Annotated in this window: 15 protein-coding genes and 2 tRNA genes; 15 read left to right on the top strand and 2 right to left on the bottom strand. The window is 57.7% G+C overall.

The features are described from left to right. Nucleotides 1-135: 135 nt before the first annotated feature. Nucleotides 136-1,791, top strand: a complete 1,656-nt coding sequence (locus tag DOU54_RS24850; RefSeq protein WP_146617400.1) for a restriction endonuclease PLD domain-containing protein — start codon at nt 136-138, stop codon at nt 1,789-1,791. A 38-nt stretch (nt 1,792-1,829) separates the two neighbouring features. Further along, nucleotides 1,830-2,822: a DNA-methyltransferase gene (locus DOU54_RS24845; protein WP_193603456.1), complete on the top strand. Its 993-nt coding sequence runs from the start codon at nt 1,830-1,832 to the stop codon at nt 2,820-2,822. A 95-nt stretch (nt 2,823-2,917) separates the two neighbouring features. On the opposite strand, the gene DOU54_RS24840 is transcribed toward DOU54_RS24845, so the two are convergent. Continuing rightward, the gene (locus tag DOU54_RS24840) at nt 2,918-4,738 is read right to left on the bottom strand and encodes a recombinase family protein (protein ID WP_113732002.1); all 1,821 of its coding nucleotides are present in this window, start codon (nt 4,736-4,738) and stop codon (nt 2,918-2,920) included. A 213-nt stretch (nt 4,739-4,951) separates the two neighbouring features. Between DOU54_RS24840 and DOU54_RS24835 the strand changes: the two genes are divergently transcribed. From DOU54_RS24835 to DOU54_RS24800, 8 genes are all read left to right on the top strand, one after another. Beyond that, the gene (locus DOU54_RS24835; RefSeq protein ID WP_006697163.1) at nt 4,952-5,806 is read left to right on the top strand and encodes an outer membrane protein; all 855 of its coding nucleotides are present in this window, start codon (nt 4,952-4,954) and stop codon (nt 5,804-5,806) included. 212 nt (nt 5,807-6,018) lie between these two features. Next, on the top strand, nt 6,019-7,197 hold the full coding sequence (locus DOU54_RS24830; RefSeq protein ID WP_077985781.1) for a phosphoserine transaminase: 1,179 nt from the start codon (nt 6,019-6,021) through the stop codon (nt 7,195-7,197). A gap of 83 nt (nt 7,198-7,280) precedes the next feature. After that, complete coding sequence (gene serA, locus DOU54_RS24825; protein ID WP_003506257.1) at nt 7,281-8,876, top strand: phosphoglycerate dehydrogenase; 1,596 nt, start codon at nt 7,281-7,283, stop codon at nt 8,874-8,876. Nucleotides 8,877-9,097: 221 nt separating this feature from the next. After that, nucleotides 9,098-10,171, top strand: coding sequence for a Tim44 domain-containing protein (locus DOU54_RS24820; protein ID WP_022563039.1), 1,074 nt, complete (start codon nt 9,098-9,100; stop codon nt 10,169-10,171). A 449-nt stretch (nt 10,172-10,620) separates the two neighbouring features. Beyond that, nucleotides 10,621-11,811, top strand: coding sequence for an OpgC family protein (locus tag DOU54_RS24815; RefSeq protein WP_113732001.1), 1,191 nt, complete (start codon nt 10,621-10,623; stop codon nt 11,809-11,811). A 206-nt stretch (nt 11,812-12,017) separates the two neighbouring features. Next, nucleotides 12,018-13,214 (top strand): tRNA 2-thiouridine(34) synthase MnmA, encoded by a 1,197-nt coding sequence (gene mnmA, locus DOU54_RS24810; protein WP_035209137.1) that lies wholly within the window; start codon nt 12,018-12,020, stop codon nt 13,212-13,214. Nucleotides 13,215-13,350: 136 nt separating this feature from the next. Beyond that, nucleotides 13,351-13,427: transfer RNA gene (locus DOU54_RS24805), tRNA-Met, on the top strand. A 50-nt stretch (nt 13,428-13,477) separates the two neighbouring features. Further along, nucleotides 13,478-13,933 (top strand): hypothetical protein, encoded by a 456-nt coding sequence (locus DOU54_RS24800; protein ID WP_146617399.1) that lies wholly within the window; start codon nt 13,478-13,480, stop codon nt 13,931-13,933. A gap of 28 nt (nt 13,934-13,961) precedes the next feature. Here the strand turns inward: DOU54_RS24800 and DOU54_RS24795 are convergent. Beyond that, nucleotides 13,962-14,036: transfer RNA gene (locus DOU54_RS24795), tRNA-Gly, on the bottom strand. Between the two features lie 254 nt (nt 14,037-14,290). Between DOU54_RS24795 and DOU54_RS24790 the strand changes: the two genes are divergently transcribed. From DOU54_RS24790 to DOU54_RS24770, 5 genes are all read left to right on the top strand, one after another. Next, nucleotides 14,291-14,800 carry a prolyl-tRNA synthetase associated domain-containing protein gene (locus DOU54_RS24790; RefSeq protein WP_004445709.1) on the top strand — a complete coding sequence of 170 codons (510 nt, stop codon included), beginning with the start codon at nt 14,291-14,293 and terminating at the stop codon, nt 14,798-14,800. Between the two features lie 53 nt (nt 14,801-14,853). Next, nucleotides 14,854-15,822 carry a thioredoxin gene (trxA, locus tag DOU54_RS24785; RefSeq protein WP_022563036.1) on the top strand — a complete coding sequence of 323 codons (969 nt, stop codon included), beginning with the start codon at nt 14,854-14,856 and terminating at the stop codon, nt 15,820-15,822. 67 nt (nt 15,823-15,889) lie between these two features. After that, nucleotides 15,890-16,561 carry an LON peptidase substrate-binding domain-containing protein gene (locus tag DOU54_RS24780; protein WP_022563035.1) on the top strand — a complete coding sequence of 224 codons (672 nt, stop codon included), beginning with the start codon at nt 15,890-15,892 and terminating at the stop codon, nt 16,559-16,561. Between the two features lie 10 nt (nt 16,562-16,571). Continuing rightward, entirely contained in the window at nt 16,572-16,760 is a 189-nt protein-coding gene (locus DOU54_RS24775; RefSeq protein ID WP_113731999.1) for a Trm112 family protein, read from the top strand. A 119-nt stretch (nt 16,761-16,879) separates the two neighbouring features. After that, nucleotides 16,880-22,336, top strand: a complete 5,457-nt coding sequence (locus DOU54_RS24770) for an alpha-2-macroglobulin family protein (protein ID WP_113731998.1) — start codon at nt 16,880-16,882, stop codon at nt 22,334-22,336. The last annotated feature ends 93 nt before the right edge of the window (nt 22,337-22,429 follow it).

Raw genomic sequence — 22,429 nt, 5'->3', positions numbered from 1 at the left:
GCCAAAATGGTCGGCCCAAGCAATGGCGCGCAGCCGAAGGTCACAAAGTCTATAATTTTCGTTTTGCACACTTACCTTGAGCTGGAGCAACTGTCTGAGCTTGTCAAGACGGCACAGGTCCTGACTTATGGGAGAATGAGATACATCGATTCGAGAATTAGAGACGCCAACCAAACGGTGGCGAAATGGATGAATGAGGCCGTAGCGGCGGGCATCGATGAAGTTCGTTGCCAAACGGGCTACTACACATTTGAAGGCAGTTCCCTTTTGCTGCCAGCTCTCAAGAAATGCGCCGAGAACAACGGTGTCTCGCGGTTCGTAATCGGCTCAAACCGGGGAGCGACTCTGGCTGATCATGTGCGAATGTTGAAAGACGCATTGGTTCTTCCTCGAGAACATGCGGCCATCGGCATAGCTGCGTTTGACACCTCACTGTTTCACCCCAAGGTCTATCATTTCAAATTCGCCAACGGGCGTCAAAGCGCATACATCGGCTCTTCGAACCTTACCGGGCCTGGACTTTCGGGGCTTAACATTGAAGCCGGAATTATTCTGGATACCGACGATGGGGACAACGATGAAGTCCTCGCCGGTATTGCGCAGCAGATAGATCAATGGCTAACGGGACAACAACCCGGCATCAGCCTTGTAAGCAGCCAGCAAGACATAGACGAGTTGACCACTTCAGGAATTCTCGCCCTACAAAGAATTGTCCTTCCAGCCGACCCCGGAGAAGGTGCCGAAGGGGCAGCAGTGCGTGGTGAACGCAATCTGACAGGCGCGCGGCTAAAGCCGCTTGTAAAAGTTCGCTGGGCGGCCGAGCGCAGCAATGTTGTCTCAAGTCGCGTAGCCCGCTTTGGTGGGCTGTCTGCACCACAGACCAGCCAACTCCAGCGTGCGACGGAGGCCAGTTTTCATTATCCGCAAGGTACGCACTTAGGCCACCTGCTGTCCATTCTATACTATTTCGTCAATGGAAGAGACGGTAGCGCCTTTGCAGATGACTATATCAAATTAGCCGGAGGATTTGGGGCAGGACGCATTGCGGGGTATCGGCGACAGGTCAAGTATAAAATTCTTGCCGCTATCGAAATTGGACTTCTTACTGATATCCGCCTCGCTGAGAATCCAGCAAACTTTACCCCTGAACTGACGCAAGATGGCCAGAGGCTATGGGATCTGCTCGAACCTTTCATAAATGTTGCCGAAATTCAAATATCAACGAACGAAGACGGCACATATTCAAGCGAAACTCCGCACAGGGCGCCGTTTTACAATCAGCTTATAGCCTCAGCATTGCCACAATCTGAAGAGCTTCGAAAACTATACACAAAGATATTCCTTAACATGCCTGCTGCGAAGCAGATGCTGCAATACCTATACTTTGAATACCGTATCGCCTCGATCCCAAAAGCCGATATCTATGATGGCTTCTTCGATTTCCAGCCGGTATTGGACTTTTGTGACGAGATGGGCATCGAGCCCGCGACTGAAGAAGCCGCAAGGCACCGTTGCCCCTTCTTGTTGAACATATTGGAAAGCTGTGGTGTGCTCACGCAAACCCCGAGGACAGTAAATCTACAAAGGCTTGCTCTCTCGGGAGACCTTATTGCGGCGGATGCTGGCTCCGTGGCTGCAAGCACCACAACGATAAGGACGGTTATCGGGGAGTGGAACGCACATGCCCCATCTCTTGAACCGGCAGAAAAGGCATCGCTTCGCGAGCTGTTTGGAACTACGTTTCTAACCGAAGCCTATCACATTAACGAAGTATTTGAGATCGGAACCTGATGTCTAATCGATCACACCGTAATGCCGGCCACATCGGCATGAACAGCTTGAAAAAAAACGGTCGAAAGCATTCGTCTGTGTCTCAGATCAAAGAGGATAACATCTGCGATACAAAGCATTTCGTCGCGGTAAGCGACTGCTTGGAAACACTCCGTCGGATACCGAGCAAATCGATTCAGTTGGTTGTTTGCGATCCACCCTACAACATCAATGTGGCTACTTGGGACGACATGACCGACTATGTGGACTGGGCCGCACAGTGGATCAGAGAGGTTGAGCGCGTCCTCACGCCTACGGGCAACTTCGTTCTCTTCGGTGGCCTTCAGTACCAAGGCGAGGCAGGGTCGGGGGATCTGTTAAGCCTCATCGCTTGGATGAGGCGCAACAGCGCCATGCTATTGGCGAACCTGATTATCTGGAATTACCCAAATGGAATGGGCGCACAGCGTTTCTTTGCAAATCGGCACGAGGAAATAGCGTGGTTTGCAAAATCTGATAAGTATTTCTTTGATCTCGACGCTGTACGACAAAAGCTCGATCCAGCCACACTGGCAGCCTACAAGAAAGACAAACGCCTCAACCCGGAGAATTTAGAGAAGGGCATAAACCCGACAAACGTCTGGAAAATTCCACGTCTGAATGGAAACTCGAAGGAGCGTGTGGGGCATCCTACGCAGAAGCCGAAGGCCGTGATTGAGCGAATTGTAAAATCCATGTCCTATCCCGGCTCAACAGTACTCGACTTCTTTGCGGGCAGTGGCGTGACGACACGCGTTGCGATCGAACTGGGCCGAAATTCTATTGCCTCAGATGCCGACAAGGCATTCATCGGCTACCTAAATTCCCACATCGGTCAGATTGCGAGAGACGACGAGACCCCACTTAGAGACTTCAACATCGTTGCCGACGATGAGTGGCATCTACACAGCGACTTGAAACCGCGAAAGGCATCCGTAGCAGACGCGTCGTTGTCAAAGAACGGAAAGAACTCACACCCAGAACGCAGCCCTATCGCTACTCTTGGCGAATAGCCCGAGCTTAGCACAGTCGTAGCGCACCCGCGAACTGGAAGAGTAATATCAGGGACTTACACCGTAGTCTCCCAATTCCGATCTGAGCAACGACGTTAGTGCTTTTTGTTGATAAGCGTGCTGACGGTTCGTTTGCGTTTGTCAACAAGATGCGCATTCGGGTCTTGTCGGGATTGGGGGATTGCTGTTGTAAGCGTTTCTACACTCCAGCTGATGGGAATGACTTTCTCGCCAGTTCCTTCAATGGCGTGGCCGTTTTCGTCCTTATCTTTCCAAATAACTGGAATGCCGTGCTTTCGCATCAGGCTTCGATTGTCGATTTTTTTCAGCAACCGCCCGTCGCGATAGAACTCATACAAAATGAGATGCCCGCCAATTGAGACGCGATAGGTTTTTCGGTTAAAATCGAAAGCTATCACGTCGATATACGAATGCATCATTGCTGAAACCTTAGAACGGCTCGCATAAACTTCATCATCTGAACCAGTCGGCCAAATCAAGCGTTCAAGCTGTAGTCGCTCTACTGCCGAAGCGAGAGCGATTGCCTCTGTATCAATACGGGCAAGATCGCCCTTCATTTCCGCGATCTGTGTGGTCAGTTGCTCGACGGTGGTTCGCCGTTCTGACAGTTGGGAAAGGATGTCACTCATTGCGGCATCATCATCTGACAATTCAAGGGCACGAAGCAGCTTGTTTTTTCGCTTTTCCATCTCATCGAGATGAATTTCTTTTGACATTATCTCGTGAAGCAGAACCTCTCGGTCGGCGGTCTGTCTGCCTGTTCCAATATCGATGTCGAACTCTTTGATCTTATCGAGAATGGCAGCTTCCATAATATCATACCGAAAGCCACCGCCCGCGCTCGGGCAGCCTAATGCACGATATCTGTTGTCGCAGTGAAGGTGCCTGTGTGTCTTGCCGCTCGTCCCAGCGAGCCGCACGCGAATGGGACCATTGCAATGTTGGCACACGCAGAGGCTCGTAAACAAGTTTGTCAGTTGCTTGCCCTTACGTCCGCTTGAAACTCGACGCTGTTTGTTACGTTGCACGCGCCAAAACAGTTCTTCGGGTACCGCGGCGGGAAGGTGGTTTTTGATTGGTGGGCCGTTCGGGGTGGCTTTGCCGTTTACGGCGTGTGTTGGCTGATATGTACCGATCACCGCTTCATTACGAAGTATGCTGCCGACGTTTGGCTGTTGCCACCCGTTTTTCGACGCTCGGAACGTACCAATACCTTCGTCATTCAGTTTGCGCGTGATAACCAACTGACCAAGGCCGGCGTCCGCCATTTCGTAAATCTTGCGAACAGTCGCCGCATGCTCATTTAGCCGGTATTCAAATTTATTGGCAGCCACTTCGATCTGATCGATCCAGCCCCATATATTGTGGGAATAGCGGCCAATTCCCTGCGCAGCGAGCTTCTTTTTGTTCGCGTGGGCTTCTTTGAGACGCTTGCTCTTTGTCTGGCTTTCCTCATGTGCTCGCGACATGATCGCCAGTGACATCATCAATTGCGTCCAGTTCTCGTCGACCGTGGTTTCCGAATACACCTGTTTGTCAGCAAGGGTGACGATGGTCACGCCAGCGTTGATGATGTCGATGAATGGACCAATTGCATTACGGACTTGCTGACGGCTTAGTCGGTCAAGGCTCTCGACTAGCAAGTACGATCCACGTTTGATCAGACCACTCTGGATTAACTGCAAAAAGCGTCCAAGCGCGCCGTCTTGGACATTGGCGCCTGTCCACGCAGAAATGCCGATGTCTGTAAGGCTTTCATCCAGGACCAAGTTGTTCTCGGCTGCATATTGACGGCTGAGTTCCAACTGACGACGGAAGCTGTCGCCCTTCATCTGCTGCTGGCTACTCATGCGAATATATGAGTATGCCGTCTGCCTGATTTCGCTTTGTTTCATCAACGCAATACCCTTTGAACTTCTTTAACCTATGCGTTTTAGGGTTAAGAAAGCGCAAACCGTAGCAGCTTGTTTACCATCCTCAGTAATGACTGCTGTAATACAAATTTCCATTTTAATCGGGACTTAACCATTTTACGTCAATCTCCATGACTGAACAGTTCACTGGCATCTGCTGCCGCAAACGCACGTGCCTCTTCTGGAGTGGAAGTCATGAAAAACGCCCTGGCCGGATTTCTGGCCGTCCTGCTGACCGGCACCAGCGCCATTGCCGCCGATCTTTATCAAGCTGAGCCTGCGCCGACCTATGCTCCCGAAGTGGAGATCACCCAGGCAAGCGGCTGGTATCTGCGAGGCGACGTCGGTTATTCTTTCAATAAGCTGCGTGGTGCCAATTATTATCAGGGTGGCCCTGGTGGCTATCTCGCTGATTTCGATACCGCAAAGATCGACGATAGCTATGTCATTGGCGCCGGTGTCGGTTATCAGTTCAACAACTATTTCCGCAGTGACGTGACCTTCGACTATATGGGCAAGTCGGATTTCCGCGGTTCCACTAGTGGTTTTTGTGGCGGTGGTCCTTTGGGAAGCAGAACGCCGTGCGTATCGACCGACCTAAGCGCGCTGCGGGCTTATACGCTGATGGCGAACGCCTATGTCGATCTGGGTACCTACGGCCGCGTCACACCATACGTCGGCGGCGGTATCGGCGCGTCCTACGTGAAGTGGGACAAGTTGCGTAATACCTCCTGCGCGACAGACGGATCGGGCTATTGCGACCCGACCACCGAACACGGTGGCAGGGGCAAGTGGCGTTTCGCTTACGCCCTTATGGCCGGCGCATCCATTGATGTCACCTGTAACCTCAAGGCCGATATCGGTTACCGTTTCCGGCAGATTAACAAGGGCGACATGTTCGCCTATGAGAATGGCGGCGGCCCCGGCCGTGACAAGGGTCTTTATTCGCATGAGGTGCGCGTTGGTGGCCGTTATGTCTTCAATGGCTGCGATACCGCGCAATACATGCCGCCTGCCGATATTCCTCTGCAGCCTGCCGTTTATAAATAAACGTCACGCCAACCTGATAGTTTCGGGCCGTCCGCATCCTCCGGGTGCGGGCGGTTTTGTTTTATCGGCATGTGGCAAGGTACATGACGCATATGGACCAAGATTCTTCTGCGTAGCGACATATTCCGCTTGACTGGGATCGGCGACAGGAATAGCAACGGCGTCAGGACACTCCACCCTAACGTGGAGCGCCTATCTGGAAGGGTAGTCAAATGACAGATATCGTGAAGCCGGACGTCCGTCCGGGCAATACGCATTTTTCCTCTGGTCCCTGCTCGAAGCGCCCCGGTTGGTCGCTAGATGCTCTCTCCGATGCGCCGCTCGGTCGCTCGCATCGCGCCAAGGTTGGCAAAGCCAAGCTGAAGCAGGCCATCGATCTCACCCGTGAAGTTCTTGATGTTCCCGCCGATTATCGCATCGGTATCGTTCCCGCATCCGACACCGGCGCCGTTGAAATGGCGCTCTGGTCGCTGCTCGGCGAACGTGGCGTCGATATGCTCGCCTGGGAAAGCTTCGGCGCCGGCTGGGTCACCGACGTCGTCAAGCAGCTGAAGCTGAAGGACGTTCGCAAGTTCGAGGCCGATTACGGCCTGCTGCCGAACCTTGCCGAAGTCGATTTCGACCGCGACGTGGTCTTCACCTGGAACGGTACGACCTCTGGCGTTCGTGTTCCCAACGCCGATTTCATTCCCGCCGACCGCAAGGGCCTGACCATCTGCGACGCCACCTCGGCGGCTTTCGCGCAGGATATGGACTTTACGAAACTCGACGTCGTCACCTTCTCCTGGCAGAAGGTTCTCGGCGGCGAGGGCGGCCATGGCGTCATCATCCTGTCGCCGCGCGCCGTTGAGCGTCTCTTGAGCTACGCACCGGCATGGCCGCTGCCGAAAATCTTCCGCATGGTTTCCGGCGGCAAGCTGATCGAAGGCATCTTCAGCGGTGAAACCATCAACACGCCGTCCATGCTCTGCGTTGAAGATTATATCGACGCGCTGCTCTGGGCAAAAAATCTCGGTGGCCTGAAGGCGCTGATCGGCCGCGCCGATGCCAATGCCAAGGTTATTTACGACTTCATCGAGAAGAACGACTGGATCGCCAACCTGGCCGTGAAGCCGGAAACTCGCTCCAATACGTCTGTTTGCCTCAAGATCGTCGATCCCGAGGTCCAGGCGCTGGATGCCGCAGCACAGGCCGATTTTGCCAAGGGCGTCGTCGCCCTGCTCGAAAAGGAAAATGTCGCCCTCGATATCGGCGCTTACCGCGACGCCCCGTCCGGTCTGCGCATCTGGGCCGGCGCCACCATCGAGACGGCTGATATGGAAGCCGTCATGCCCTGGCTCACCTGGGCTTACCAGACGCAGAAGGCAGCACTTTCCAAGGCTGCCGCCTGATTTTGATACCGGCCCTGCGCTGATGCAGGGCCGCATAGTTCCCGCTTTCAAAACTGCACCGTTTTTCAAGGAGCCCGTGAACCATGGCACCTCGCGTACTCGTATCCGACGAACTGTCGGAAACCGCCGTCCAGATTTTCCGTGATCGTGGCGTCGAAGTCGATTTCCAGCCGAAGCTCGGCAAGGACAAGGACAAGCTTGCTGAAATCATCGGCAATTACGATGGCTTGGCCATCCGCTCTGCCACCAAGGCAACCGAAAAGCTGATCGAAGCCGCCACCAACCTCAAGGTCATCGGCCGCGCCGGCATCGGCGTCGACAATGTTGACATCCCGGCTGCCTCGCGCCGCGGTATCATCGTCATGAACACGCCATTCGGCAACTCCATCACAACGGCAGAACACGCGATTGCGCTGATGTTCGCCGTCGCCCGCCAGCTTCCTGCAGCCGACAGTTCCACGCAGGCCGGCAAGTGGGAAAAGTCGAAGTTCATGGGTGTCGAAATCACCGGCAAGACGCTCGGCGTCATCGGTGCGGGTAACATCGGTTCGATCGTCTGCTCGCGTGCACTTGGCCTCAAGATGCACGTTCTCGCCTACGACCCCTTCCTGTCGCCGGAGCGCGCCCAGGAAATGGGCGTCACCAAGGTTGAGCTGGACGAGTTGCTAGCCCAGGCCGATTTCATCACCCTGCATGTGCCGATGACCGACAAGACGCGCGGCATCCTCAACGCTGAAAACCTTGCCAAGACCAAGAAGGGCGTACGTATCGTCAACTGCGCCCGTGGTGGTCTGGTGGATGAAGCTGCCCTTGCGGAAGCCATCAAGTCCGGCCATGTCGCCGGTGCCGGTTTTGACGTGTTCGAAGTCGAGCCCGCCACCGAGAGCCCGCTTTTCGGCCTTCCTAACGTCGTCTGCACGCCGCATCTTGGCGCTTCGACCACGGAAGCACAGGAAAACGTTGCCCTGCAGGTTGCCGAGCAGATGTCGGATTACCTCGTCAAGGGTGCCGTGTCCAACGCCATCAACATGCCGTCGATCACGGCTGAGGAAGCGCCGCGTCTGAAGCCCTTCATCCGTCTCGCGGATGTTCTCGGGTCTTTCGTCGGCCAGGTACAGGAAAGCGCCACCAAGGAAATCGAAATCCTTTATGACGGTGCAACCGCCAACATGAACACGAAGGCGTTGACCAGTGCATTGCTGGCCGGCCTCATCCGCAGTCAGGTTGCCGACGTGAACATGGTTTCGGCCCCGGTCATGATCAAGGAGAAAGGCATCATCCTTTCCGAGGTCAAGCGCGACAAGACCGGCGTTTACGACGGTTACATCAAGCTGACGGTGAAGACGGAAAACCAGATCCGCTCGGTTGCCGGCACGGTGTTCTCGGATGGCAAGCCACGTTTCATCCAGATCAAGAACATCAACATGGATGCCGATGTCGGATCGCACATGATCTACATCACCAATACCGACGTTCCCGGCATGATCGGCTTCATGGGCACCACGCTCGGCGAGGCTGGCGTCAACATCGCCAACTTCCAGCTTGGACGTGAAAAGGAAGGCGGCGACGCCATCGCCCTGCTTTATGTCGACGGTCCGGTTTCCGAAGAGGTGCTGGACAAGCTGCGCGCCAACCCCGCCATCCGCCAGGTCAAGCCGCTGACGTTCAACGTCGACTGATCTATCGTTCCTCCCAAGGGGACAATAGGAACCGGTGCAGGGGAAACCCTGTGCCGGTTTTTGTTTTTCCAGCTTTCGAATTGCGGCAGATTTCACGCGCCTCACGCCTTGGTTGCATATCACAAAAAATTTAAGCCGAGCGGTCTAAAAATGATGATCATGAGTTGCTATATGGCCTGTTGAGATGCCGCTCATGGGAGGGCGGCCAACAGGAGATAACGATGTTTGCAGCCTTTCGGCGCTTCAAGGGTTTGTTCGCAGTCGCCGCGCTTGGTATCGCGGTTTCTTTTGTGGCGGTTGATATGGCAGAAGCACGTCGCGCCAGCGGCGGTTTCGGCAGCCGTGGCACGCGGACCTACTCCGCTCCGCCTTCGACCAGCACTGCGCCCGGCCAGACCGCGCCGATTAACCGCAGCATGACGCCCAACACCAACCAGGCAGCTCCTGGCGCTGCTCAGCCGGCACGTCCTGGCGCACAGGCGCCGCAACAAAATCGTGGCCTCTTCGGCGGCATGATGGGTGGTCTGATGGGCGGCCTTCTGATGGGCGGTCTGTTCGGCATGCTTCTGGGTGGTGGTTTCGGCGGCATGGCCGGTTTCTTCGGCATGTTGCTACAGGTTGCGCTGATCGGCCTTCTGGTCATGCTCGCCATGCGTTTCTTCGCGTCGCGCCGTCAGGGCCAGCCCGCTTATGGATCGGCCAACGGCTCGCACCGCACGGATCATTCCGGCTCCTCCTATAATGGCGGTTCGCAGGCGGGTCCGGCCGCATCCTCGTTCAAGATCCCGAAGATCGGCGCGATGGCCGGCGCTGCGGGCGGAGCGGCTGCTGCTGCCGCAACGGCAAAGCCCACGCCCCACGCCAACGCCATCTCGGAAGGCGACGAAATCGGCATCACGCAGGGCGACCTCGAGACGTTCCAGAAAATGCTGGAAGACGTGCAGGCTGCCTATGCCGCCGAGGATTATGGCACATTGCGCAAACTGACGACGCCCGAAGCCATGTCATATCTCGCTGAAGAACTCAGCGATAACGCGACCAGCGGTGTGAAAAACGACGTGCGCGAGGTGACGCTACTGCAGGGCGATGTCGCCGAAGCATGGCACGAAGAAGGGCAGGACTACGCGACAGTCGCGATGCGCTACTCTGCCATCGACGTGATGCGCGACCGCACCTCTGGCAAGGTGATCGAAGGTGACGAGCAACATCCGTCCGAATCGGTGGAAATGTGGACCTTTGTCCGCCGCCCCGGCAACGACAACTGGCAGGTCGCCGCCATCCAGGCCGCCGCCTGACGAATCAGAGCCTCTTAAACGGATAAGGCCCGGCGGTCGCTTCACCGCCGGGCCTTTGTTCGTTTCGTTCGATAAGCTTCCTAAAAAGCATGGCGGAATGCCGCCAAAAAAGATTGGGAGATCTTACGGGTGATATATCCGCCAACCACGCGCGGCGGATTCGGCTTTCCCCTGCCATGCAAGGCCTTGAGGCTTGTTTGCCTCGGTATGTCCCGGGCGCATGGCTCATCCGCTTCACGGAATTGCCTTTTTTCATTCATCCGTCATTCAGTCCCCGCGTCCTAACCACAGGGCGTACACGTCAATGTGACTTTTCGTGCCGGTTCTAAACCGCTTTGGGAGCGGAACCTCAGCCGCAAAAACGCGTTGACAATCCAATTCCCGGCATCTCGCAGGCCGGGCTGGGTGGCCGGGCAATGCACGGCCCGCGAGAACGGAGAGCTATCGAAATGAAACGCTTTGACCTGATCGACGGGATGCGTGGTTACTTCCTCGTCTTCATGCTGATCAACCATCTGGTGTTTGCCGGCGGCTTCTGGCTGGTGGAAATCAACCATCGCCAGTTCGCCTTTGTCGAGGACGCGCAGGGCTTCGTATTCCTGTCCGGCCTGCTGATCGGCATGGTATATGCGCGCAAGATGATGAAATATGGCTATGACGCCGGTAAACAGATGATCTGGAACCGCGCGCTGGAACTCTATCGTTATGCGATGGGTCTCGTCATCGCCGTTTTGTTCTTCCGTATGATCATCCCGCATGCGCCCTATATCTGGTACAATTGGCTCGGCATGACGTCTTTCGACGATCCGCTGCGTCTGGCGGCAATTGCGACATTTCTCTTCCAGCCGACCTTCATGGACATTCTGCCGCAATATATTGTCTACATGATTTTCGCGCCTGTCCTGGTGAAGCTCTGCCTCGATGGCAAGTGGGCCTATGTCATGGCCGGCTCGCTGCTGGTCTGGATGGCGGGACAGCTTGGCCTGCAGCAGATTGTGACGACGCCTCTCAATGAACTCGTCAAGGGCGCGGACGAACAGGGTATTCGCGTCAGCTTCAACCTGCTCGGCTGGCAGCTGGTGTTCTACTCGGCGCTGGTGATGGGTGCTATGACGGCGCAGAACCGCATTCCGTGGAAGAAGATTTTCTCCCCGGAGCATACCTGGCTGCCGAAGGCCGCGCTTGTCATCTGCCTGTTCTTCATGCCGCTCCGCATCGCTACCGCGTGGGGTCTGATGCCGGAATTCATGATGGGCAAGTTTTCGACGATGGAAATCCGCGCCGATTTCGGCCCGGTCTATCTCATCAACTTCATCGCCGTCGGCGTTGGCCTCACCTGGCTCGTGATTGCCGGACCGCATCACCATCGCCCGCTCGTGCGCTCCATCGCCGAAGGCGTTATCTGGGTGCTGTCGCTGAAATTCCTGCAATTGCTCGGCCGCCACTCGCTGCAGGTCTATGTCTGGCACGTGGCGATCGTTTACGGCGTTTATTATCTCGATGGCCGCACGGCGGAACTGTCGCAGCTGAACAAGACGCTGATCGCCTTCACGGCCATCGGATTGCTGGCCATGCCCGCCCTGTGGCGGGAGCGCGACAAGTGGTTCGGCAGCAGCGGCCAGAAGACGGCTGGCGCCTGAAGCCCTCCACAAGGGGAATCAGACGGCTTTACGGGGCGGTTTTCCGCCCCGTACTTGCGTGTGAAGCCATTCCTTTCTATATGCAGCCCTTAAATCCGCGGTATGGCGAGACAGGACGGCCCTTTTAGTGGGCAAGGTTTCTCGCGGCGGATGACCGACAGGCGGCGGGGCCTTTACCCCCGTTATGACTGACGATGGGAAAAAACGTGAATACGCTCGATTTTGACAAGAGGCCGGAAGATACCCGGATCGTTGTCGCCATGTCCGGTGGCGTCGATTCTTCTGTTGTGGCTGGTATCCTCAAGCGCGAGGGCTATGATGTCCTCGGCATCACCCTCCAGCTGTATGACCATGGCGCCGCCGTGCACCGCGCCGGCTCCTGTTGCGCCGGCCAGGATATCGACGATGCGCGCCGGGTCTGCGAAACGCTGGGCATCCCCCATTACGTGCTGGATTATGAAGCGCGGTTCCGTGAAACCGTCATCAACCCCTTTGCGGAAGCTTATGCGATGGGTGAGACCCCCATTCCCTGTGTTGCCTGCAACCAGACGGTAAAATTCGCCGATCTTCTAGCGACCGCGCAGGAACTGGGTGCCGATGCGCTGGCCACGGGCCACTACATCCGTTCGCGGCCCAACCCCGTTCCCGGCCAGCCGGGCCGCCGCGCGCTCTACCGGCCGATCGACAGCGACCGCGACCAGAGCTGGTTCCTGTTCGCAACCACGCAGGAACAGATCGATTATCTGCGCTTCCCGCTCGGTGGCCTCTCCAAGGCCGAAACGCGGGCTTTGGCGGAAGAAATGGGGCTTGTCGTTGCCAAAAAGGCCGACAGCCAGGATATCTGTTTCGTGCCGCAGGGCAAATATACCGATATCATCAACAAGCTGAAGCCGAATGCGGCTCTGGCGGGTGATATCGTGCATCTCGACGGGCGAGTGCTTGGTCGCCACGATGGCATCGTGCACTATACGATCGGCCAGCGCCGCGGTATCGGTGTTGCGACAGGCGAGCCGCTTTACGTCGTGCATCTCGATGCGCGTGGCCGCCGGGTCATCGTTGGCCCGCGTGAGGCGCTGGAAACCCGCCGCGTCTATCTGCGTGACATGAACTGGCTGGGTGATGGCGACCTGGCCGTTGACGCCGGGCAGGGCTTCGCCTGCTTCGCCAAGGTGCGTTCCACCCGTCCTCCGACGGAGGCAGTGCTGCATGCGGATGAGAATGGTATCTATGTGGACCTGATGACCGGAGAGGCGGGTGTCGCGCCCGGTCAGGCCTGCGTGCTTTATTCCGCGCCGGGCGCGGATGCCCGCGTGTACGGCGGCGGTTTCATTGAACGGTCCGAGCGCTCGGCGGAGGCCGAGGCGTCGCTCAAGGCGCTTCTGGAAAAGCCGGTTGCCGCCTGAAACCACTCGCTTTTTGCAGCGATGCGGAAAGCGAATTTTTTGCGCATCTTGCGCTTGACACTTTGGGGAGCGGCACCTTATAAGCCGCTCATCCTGATGGAACGAGCCGGTCACATGACTGTCACGTTTCCCCTGTGGCGGGGTAGCTCAGGTGGTTAGAGCAGCGGAATCATAATCCGCGTGTCGGGGGTTCAAGTCCCTCTCCCGCTACCACTTTTCTTCATACGAAAAAACCGTACCTCACCGTGCAGCGCGGGAGTTCGTTGCTTGTCTCAGCGGCAAATAGCAATGGATCAGACGCCTTTGCCGGCGAATCTCGCCCAAAAAAAGGGAAACCCGCTACTGCTGAAATGCAGCCAGCGGGCCTCAACCTCTACCCCCTCCCACAAGGGCGGCTGCACAAAAGCACACTGAATGAAATATGGCAAGATCAAGGCGTCATATTGTTGTTGCTGACAGGGTTGTTCTGCCATTCAGCCGCGTATGACAGGGCTCTCACCCGTAGTTTTAAAGGGGCGGGCGCAGGAGGCGACTTTAAAGAGGGTAAAAAAATGCCCGCTGGCAGCGGGCAATCAGAGGGAACTGAGGTTAGGAGCCTCAGCGTTCAAACGGCCATCCTCGATATAGGTTCCGCCCGGGGGACAATTTTTGTACCGCTCGCACACAGACAATATGAAGTCGATGACGCCGCAACGAAAACCGCCGCTGCGAAAAAATAAACATCCGGAAGATCATGACTTGGGAAACTGGAGCGGGCGAAGGGATTTGAACCCTCGACCCCAACCTTGGCAAGGTTGTGCTCTACCCCTGAGCTACACCCGCTCAAATCCACCGGTCCGGGGTAGTATGCTGAACCGTGGGCCGCCGAAGCGGCGACGGGCGCTATATCGCTCAATCGATTTTGGAATGCAACAGGGAAATGACAAAAACGCGAAAATTTCTTTGAGAAATGCGACAAGCGGCGGAAAAGATTGATAATTTTTCCTGCAGCCGATTTTTCCCGCGTTGCCAATGGGCGGCTGCCCCCTTAATCATGACGCAACGACAATGGAATCGGCAGAGGCAGGTGGCAGCATATGGCGGAGAATTCTCGCAAGACGGCAGCGGAACTGTTCGAATTTCTCGATGGGCTCGGAATTTCGCACACCACGAAACAGCACGAGCCTGTCTTTACCGTCGCGGAATCGCAGTCATTGCGCGACCTGATCCCTGGGGGCCACACAAAGAACCTCTTTGTAAAGGACAAGAAGGACCAGTACTTCGTTCTGACCGTGGAAGAAAACGCGGTGGTGGATCTGAAAAGCGTCCATAAGATCATCGGTGCTGCAAGCCGCGTGTCCTTCGGCCGGCCGGAAAAAATGCTCGAATATCTGGGTGTGGTGCCGGGTTCGGTCACGGTGTTCGGCGCAATCAACGACACGGACCGGCAGGTCACTTTTGTGTTGGATAGCGCGCTGCTGGAAAACGAACTTGTCAATGGCCACCCGCTCTCCAACGATCAGACGACGACAATCGCATCCGCGGATCTCATTCGCTTTCTCGAGGCGACCGGACATACGCCGCTTGTCTTGAAAGTCAGCGAGTGAGATACGATCTTTGCTTCAATCAAGACATATGACAGAGGTTACGGGAGACCGGCATGAGCGACACGAATAATCCTTACGGCGGTTCCTACGGCGGGCAGATGTCCGCAAGCGCGCACTATAGTGGCGAGCTGAATGGTGCGTCCTCCGGACACATCAAGGACACAACGACGGCTGGTTTCTCCAAGGACGTTCTCGAAGAGTCACGTCGTCAGCCAGTTCTCGTGGATTTCTGGGCGCCCTGGTGCGGCCCGTGCAAACAGCTGACGCCCGTGCTCGAGAAAGTCGTCAACGAAGCGAATGGCCGCGTGAAGCTCGTGAAGCTGAACATTGACGACCACCCGTCCATTCCCGGCCAGCTCGGCATCCAGTCCATTCCGGCAATCGTCGCTTTTGCCGATGGCCGGCCGGTCGACGGCTTCATGGGCGCGGTGCCGGAAAGCCAGATCAAGCAATTCATCGAAAAGATTGCCGGCCCTGATGCAGGCGATCCCAAGGCGGAGATCGAGGCCGTTCTGACCGAAGCGAAACAGCTTCTGGCCGATGGCGATTTTAACGGCGCAGCACAGCTCTTTGGCGCCGTCATGCAGGCGGATCCGGAAAACCCCGCAGCGATTGCCGGCATTGCCGAATGCATGATCGCCGCCGGACAATATGAGCGGGCCAGTGAATTGCTGTCGTCACTGCCGGCGGAACTCAATGAGGATGCGGGCATTCAGCTCGTTTCGAAAAAGATCGCCCAATATGAGGAAGCCCGCAAGATCGGCGATCCCGTGGCGCTGGAAAGCGAACTGGCAGCCGACCCGGATCGACACGAGGCACGGGTTAAGCTTGCGAAGGTGCTGAATGCGCAGGGCCGGCGCGACGAGGCGGCGGATCATCTGCTCTACGTCATGCGTAAGGATCGGACCTTCGACGACGACGGCGCGCGCCGCCAGCTTCTCGAATTTTTCGAGGCCTGGGGCTTTAAGGATCCGGCGACCGTCGCGGGCCGCCGGAAGCTTTCGTCGATACTGTTTTCTTAATGCGGGCATATCCCGGCTAGGCGGTTGATCCGCCGGCCGGCAGCAGTGAACAGGGGGCTTGATTCCCATGCATGTCGGAAATGCAAGATATGTGAAGAGCGACGACCTGCCGGAAACCGTGCCGGTTTTTCCCCTTCCCGGTGCTCTTCTGTTGCCGGAAGGCCATCTTCCACTCAATATCTTCGAGCCAAGATATCTTGCCATGATCGACACGGCGTTGGCGGGTCACCGTCTCATCGGCATGGTGCAGCCAGCCCTTCATGTCATTGAATCGGGCCTAGAGGGCGGGCCGTTGAGTGCGGTTGGGTGCCTTGGCCGCATCACCTCCTTTTCCGAAACCGGCGATGGCCGTTACATCATCTCGCTCACCGGTGTGTGCCGTTTCCGTCTGCTGGAGGAGGTGGAGGCCGGCAAGCCCTATCGCAGTTTCCGTCACGCGCCCTTCATCGCCGATCTTTCCGGCGAATACGATGAGGAGGCCGTGGACCGTGAAAACCTGCTGCGGGTGTTCCGCTCGTTTCTGGATGCCAACCAGCTGGAAGCGGATTGGGAGAGTGTGGAAAGGGCCGGCAACCGTGTTCTGGTCAATTCGCTTTCCATGATGTCTCCTTTTGGACCCGCCGAAAAACAGGCGCTGCTGGAAGCGCCCGATCTGAAGACGCGGGCCGAAACATTGATCGCCATCACCGAGATCGTTCTTGCCCAAGGATCGGGTGAGGGCGGCAACGTGCTGCAGTAGGATCGCCGCCATGGACGACAGGATGAACAACGTCGATCCGAAGCTTCTCGAATTGCTTGTCTGCCCTTTGACGAAGGGCCGCCTTTCCTATGAACGTGCCCGCAATGAACTCATCTCCGAAAATGCGCGGCTTGCTTATCCAATTCGTGACGGTGTGCCGATCATGCTCATCTCGGAAGCGCGTAAAATAGAGGACTAATCGCAGCTTCTTTTACTCTCCACAGATTGTCATGGCGCGAATTGACGAAGATGCGTTGACAACCATGCGTGGATTTGACCAGAGTCCCGCCCGACATGTCTGTTGCGGGGAGAGAACTGATGTCGTTGCGCGCGCTCGTCCGGATTTCGCTGGTTGCGGTCTCAGCCGCCATGATTTTCGCGCCAGCCATGGCGGCGGAACCCTCCCGCAAGGTCGTGACCACCCAAAATGGCGATTATTTCGGCTTCGATCTCAGGACGGAGCAAAACGTCTCGTTGGAGCAATGTGGCGAGATTTGCGCCGGAGACACATCCTGCAAGGCCTTTACCTACAATCCAAAGGTGAAATGGTGCTTCCTCAAATCTGATTTCAATCAGCTGAACGCCTTCCCCGGTGCGGTTGCCGGCAAGATTGTCGAAGTGGCGACGGAAGCCGATATCGGCGCGCCGCAGCGCCTGTCCTTCGTCACTGACAGCCTGCAGCAGGAAGCGCGCCGAATGAAATCCGGCCTTGCGGCGAATGACGGTGAGGGCCGGCAAGGCGTGGAAGCCCTCGTACAGACGGCGCGGCAGCAGGCGGCCGCGGGCAATATTCCCGATGCGGTTACGACCTATAAGCAGGCCCTTGCGATCACGCCAGACGACGGCGCGCTCTGGGCGGAGCTTTCCGAAAAGGCGGCGCAGGTCACCGATAATTATTCGATCGCAGGGCAGGCGGCGTCTGCCGCCATCAATGCCTATCAGCTGAGCCGAACGGTCAGCGCCCGCACCGAAGCCCTGAACCGGCTGGCGAAGGCATTTGAAAGAACCCAGAATTATCGCGCAGCCCTCAATGCCTATAAGGAAAGCCTTGCGCTTACCGACGATTCACAGACAAAGGCGGCCTATGCCGACCTGCGCACGCGCCAGGGTTTTCGCGTCATCAACAATACGGTGGATACGGACAGCGTAAGCCCGCGCGCCTGCGTGCAGTTTTCCGAACCGCTGGTGAAGAATGGCGTCGATTATTCTTCCTTCATCACGCTGGATGGGGCAGCCCCCAAGGCCATCGAGGCGAAGGGCAGCGAAATTTGCGTCGAAGGCCTGACCCATGGCCAGCGCTACAAGATCGCACTGCGCGCCGGCCTGCCGTCTTCCGTGGAAGAGCCGCTGGAAAAACAGGTCAATCTCGATATTTACGTGCGTGACCGCACGGCCAGCGTGCGCTTCACCGGCGAGAATTTCGTGCTGCCGGGCAGTGCGCGCCGTGGCATTCCGATTGTCTCTGTGAATGCCGACAAGGCCGACCTGAAGCTTTATCGCGTCGGTGACCGCAATATCACCGCGCTGCTCGCAAATTCGCAGTTTCTGACGCAGATGGACGGTTACAATGCCGACCGTATCGAAAACGAAATCGGCGAGCTTGTCTGGCAGGGCTCGATTGATATCCAGCCCGATCTCAACAAGGATGTGATCACGAGTTTTCCAGTGGATGAGGCCTTGCCGGAGCGCAAGCCGGGCATCTATGTGCTGACTGCCGTGCCGCCGGGCACGGCGCCGGAAACCTGGGATTCACGCGCCACCCAATGGTTCCTCGTGTCGGATACCGGCATCACCACCTATGCCGGAACGGACGGTTTGAATGTATTTGTCCGTGCACTCGGCAGCGCCAAACCGCTTGCGGACGTGGATTTGCAGCTCCTGGCCAAGAACAACGAGGTGCTGGGCACCGCGAAAACCGATGCGGACGGACGCGCGGTATTCTCTGCCGGCCTGATGCGCGGCACGGCGGCTCAGGCGCCTGCCATCCTGACGGCGCGCAACGGCGATGAGGATTACGTGTTCCTCGATATGACCCGTGCAGGCTTCGATCTCTCGGATCGCGGGGTGACGGGACGTGCAGCACCCGGTGCTATCGACGTGTTCAGCTGGACCGAACGTGGCATCTACCGTGCCGGCGAGACCGTGCATGCCGCAGCCCTGGCCCGTGACGTTGACGGCAAGGCAATCGAAGACCTGCCGCTCACTTTCATTTTCTCACGCCCTGACGGGGTGGAAGACCGGCGCTTTGTCAGCGACGGCAAGGCGCTTGGCGGTCATGCGGTGGATCTGCCGTTGCAGGCAAATGCCATGCGCGGTACCTGGACATTGCGCATCCATACCGACCCGAAAACGGCTGCGATCAGCGAAAAGAGCTTTCTTGTCGACGATTTTGTGCCTGACCGCACCGAGTTTGACCTCTCGAGCAAGGCAAAACAGATCGATCCGGGCGCAGAAACGGCAATCGACGTCGATGGCCGTTATCTTTATGGCGCGCCCGCTGCCGGCCTGACGCTGGAAGGAGAGGTCGCGATCAAGCCGACGCGCACCGGCGCCGATTTCGAAGGTTATTTCTTCGGCCTGGCCGATGAGGAAAGCGAAGAGGAAAACCGCACGACGCTTGCCGATCTGCCGGTCCTGGATGAAGAAGGCAAAGCGAGCTTCAACGTTGATCTCACCGATCTGCCATCCACAACGCAGCTTCTCTCCGCCAACATCACCGTGCGCATGCGCGAAGCCGGCGGCCGCGCCGTGGAACGCTCGCTGGCGCTGCCCATCAAGGCGGAAGCATCCGTCATTGGCATCAAGCCGCAGTTTTCCGGCGATCTCGCCCAGAACTCCGTTGGACGTTTCCATATCATCGGTGTCAGTGCCGATGGTGCCAAACAGGCGATGAATGGCCTGACCTGGAAGCTCATCAAGGTAGAGCGTAACTATCAATGGTATCGTCAGGGTAATTCCTGGCGTTATGAGCCCGTGGAATACACCAAGCAGCAGGAAACCGGCACGCTTTCGGTCGACGCCAATGGCGGCGAAATTTCCGTGCCGGTCACCTGGGGCCGCTACCGGCTGGAAGTGGAGGGTGCGGGTAATGGCGCACCGGTTTCCAGTGTCGAATTCGATGCCGGTTTCTATGTCGAGGCAAGCTCGACGGAAACGCCGGATGCGCTGGAAATCGCGCTGGACAAACAGAGCTACAAGATCGGCGATACGGCCAAACTCAAGGTCTCCTCACGTTTCGCCGGTGAATTGATGATAACGTCCGGTTCGGAAAAGCTGATTGCGGTACAGAATGCCGAGATCGGCGAAGAGGGCGGCGAGATCGACATTCCGGTCACCGAGGAATGGGGCGCTGGCGCTTATGTGACGGCGACGCTGTTCCGCCCCGGCGACGCGCAGGAAAGCCGTATGCCCATGCGCGCCATCGGCATCAAGTGGCTTGCCGTCGATCCGGCCGAGCGCAAGCTTGCCGTCACACTCGGCGCGCCGCAGAAGACGCTGCCGCGCCAGCCGCTCGAAATTCCGATCACGGTTGCGGGGGCTGGTGTGGGCGAAAAGGCCTACGCCATCGTTGCGGCGGTCGATGTCGGCATCTTGAACCTCACCCGCTATGAGCCGCCGAAGCCGGATGAATGGTATTTCGGCCAGCGCCGGCTGGGACTGGAAATCCGCGACCTCTATGGCCGCCTGATTGACGGCTCGCTTGGCGCCACGGGCCGGCTGCGCACCGGCGGTGATGGCGGCGGGGCGGCCCTTCAGGGCAGCCCGCCCACGGAAAAGCTTGTGGCCTTCTTTGCCGGTCCGGTTGAACTCGACGCTAACGGCAAGGCGACTGTGAGCTTCGATATTCCGCAGTTCAACGGGACGGCCCGCATCATGGCGGTTGCCTGGACGAAGACCGGCGTGGGACATGCGGTTTCCGATGCCATCATTCGCGATCCCGTCGTGGTAACCGCCAGCGCGCCGAAATTCCTCGCCCCCGGCGATATCTCGCAATTGCGGCTCGATATCGCCAATACGGATGGCGACGCCGGCGACTACCGGCTGGATGTGACCAGCAATACGGCTCTGACGGTCGATCAGGGTGAAGTGTCGCAGACACTTGCGCTGCAAAAGGGCGGCAAGTCGTCTTTGACCGTTCCGCTGACGGGCGAGCAGCCCGGCAATGGCGCGATCACCATAAAGGTCTCCAATGCGGCAGGTGTCTCGCTTGAGCAGGTTCTGAACGTTCCGGTGCGCCCGGCCGTTCTTCCAGTCACGACGCGGCGCGAAATCAAGATTGCGCCGAACAGCAGCCTGACGATCAATGGTGATCTTCTAGCCGACAGCATGCTCCTCGGCTCGTCCGTCGCCGTTAATGTCACGCGCTCGCCCGCTTTCGATATCCCGGCGCTGGTGATGATGCTGGACAAATATCCTTACGGCTGCGCCGAACAGACGACGAGCCGCGCGCTGCCGCTGCTTTACGTCTCGGAACTGACGAAGGACAGCGGCATGGCTGAAGATCCCGACACCCGTAAGAGGGTTCAGGAAGCGGTCTATCGCGTGCTGTCCTTCCAGTCGAGTTCCGGCAGCTTCGGCCTCTGGTCGCCGGGGTACGGCGATCTGTGGCTCGATGCCTATATTACCGACTTCCTGACCCGCGCGCGCGAGCAGAAGTACGATGTCCCCGAAGCGGCCATGGTGCAGGCGTTGAACAACCTGCAGAACGGCCTGTCCTATGACAGCAATGTCAAGGATCGCGGCAACGAGATCGCCTATTCGCTTTATGTGCTGGCGCGCAACCGCAAGGCGGCGATCAACGATCTGCGTTATTACGCCGATACTGCGCTTGCCGATTTCCCGACGCCGCTTGCCAAGGCGCAGGTTGCCGCAGCCCTTTCGCTTTACGGCGACCAGGCCCGTTCGAAGACCGTGTTCGGTGCTTCGCTCGACATGGCCAGCCGCGCCACCAATGTCAGCTTCGCCCGCGCCGATTACGGCTCCGCCCTTCGCGACGGTGCGGCGGCGCTGGCGCTGGCGGCGGAAAGCCGTCCGGTTCCGGCCGTCGTGCCGCAGCTTGCCGGTGCCGTGGCAAGGGAATGGGAAAAGAAGCCCTATACCAGCACACAGGAGCAGGCATGGATGCTGCTGGCCGCCCGGGCCGTGAAAGGCGAGGACAAGGACATCCGTCTCGATGTGAACGGTGATTTACAGACCGGCGGTTTCGGCAAGCGGATGAGCGGCGATGAATTGCTGGCGGCACCCTTGAAGATCGCCAATGCCTCGGCTGATCCGGTCACGGCCGTTGTCACTACGGTGGCCCCGCCGGCTCAGCCGCTTGCCGCCGGCGGCGAAGGCTTCACCATCACCCGCACCTATTACTCTTTGGACGGTGAAGAGGTGAACCCGAGCGACGTCACACAGAACGAACGTTATGTCGTGGTTCTGAACGTGGTGCCGCAGAATAACTGGCAGTCGCGCATTCTGGTGACGGATCTACTGCCTTCCGGTTTCGAGATCGACAATCCGAGCCTCGTCAATTCGGCCGAACTGTCGAATTTCGACTGGTTGCCGGAAACGGAGGCGGCGCATACAGAATTCCGCTACGACCGTTTTGTGGCGGCCTTCGATCGCTCGGCAGGGGACAGTTCGGAAATTGCGCTGGCCTATGTCGTCCGCGCGGTCACTCCCGGTACTTATGATCATCCGGCGGCGTCTGTTGAGGATATGTACCGGCCGCAATTTGCCGCCCGCACCGCAACCGGCCGCATGGAGGTGCGTTCGGCGACCCCATGAGACGGAAAAAGGCTGTCATCGTCGGCTTCGTTGTGGCCGCATTGCTTATCGGCGGTGCGGCCTTCGGTCTCGATGCGCTGGACAAGGCCTACC

The organism is Agrobacterium sp. MS2, assembly GCF_003261015.1.
Lineage (GTDB): Bacteria > Pseudomonadota > Alphaproteobacteria > Rhizobiales > Rhizobiaceae > Agrobacterium > Agrobacterium pusense.
The sequence above is the reverse complement of the archived record's forward strand: the minus strand, read 5'-3'. Positions and strand labels throughout refer to the sequence as shown.